Origin of the sequence: Staphylococcus sp. HMSC068G11 (genome assembly GCF_001815825.1) — a bacterium.
Lineage (GTDB): Bacteria > Bacillota > Bacilli > Staphylococcales > Staphylococcaceae > Staphylococcus > Staphylococcus epidermidis.
On the sequence record NZ_KV822092.1, the window covers coordinates 1 to 540 of the forward strand.

Annotated in this window: 1 protein-coding gene; it reads right to left on the reverse strand. The window is 33.1% G+C overall.

What is annotated here, in order from left to right; genetic code table 11:
* Positions 1 to 540, reverse strand: a 540-nt coding sequence (locus HMPREF3058_RS07915; RefSeq protein WP_070731292.1) for an IS3 family transposase, incomplete at both ends; no start/stop codon positions are given.

Genomic DNA, 540 nt, shown 5'->3' on the forward strand with positions numbered 1-540 from the left:
ATTATTGATGTAAAAAGTTTCAGACTTTAGCGAGGAATGGAAACTTTCTATCGGGGCGTTATCGGCAGGTGTTCCCTTTCGGGACATACTTCTGATAATGCCTTTTTCTTCGCACAATTGATAATAAGCATAAGATGTATAAACGCTGCCTTGATCACTATGTAATATACAACCCTCAGGTATATCGATTTGATTTAATGTATCATTAACTAAACTTTGGTCTTGTTTATCATCTATTTTATACGCCACAATTTCTCCGTTATAAATATCCATTATCGAAGATAAATACAACATAGAATGACCAAATGGTAAATAAGTAATATCGGTTGTTAATACTTCCATTGGACAACTCGCTTTAAATTGTCTTTGTAATAAATTGTCCGTTTTATAATACGGTTTACCTATTCTTGTCGTCTTTTTAGGTCTAACTCGGCAGTTCAAATGATGCTTCTGCATCATTCTCTGTACTCTCTTATGATTAATTGGTGATGTATAACATTGATTAATCAATGCTGTAATCTTACGATAACCGTAGGTATA